Here is a 257-nt window from a genome sequence, read left to right as displayed (position 1 = left end):
GCCGCCGCCCTGCGCGAGGTCGTCCCGGCCGCCCCCGCCTCCGCCGAGCGTCGCGGACGCCGCCTTCGCGAGGGCACCCGCCTTGGCCCCGGCGGTGCGAGCCGCGTCGTTGGTCGCGACGATCACGACGGGGCGTCCGCCGACATCCGCGCCGAGCGCGACGACGGCCGCGTCCGAGCCGAGCCGCTCCCGCAGCTGCAGCGCGAGTCCGCGCACGTCGTCCGCGGACGCCACGGCGCCCAGGGACTGCGCGACGA

At 80.2% G+C, this 257-nt stretch carries 1 protein-coding gene; it reads right to left on the bottom strand.

From position 1 onward, the window contains the following. A partial coding sequence (locus tag ACPYOG_RS19920) for a DHHA1 domain-containing protein (protein ID WP_481295842.1) occupies positions 1–257 on the bottom strand: 257 nt, incomplete at both ends.

The sequence above is a fragment of the Leifsonia sp. HAY1-4F genome (genome assembly GCF_056755275.1).
This window is presented reverse-complemented; position numbering and strand designations above follow the sequence as displayed.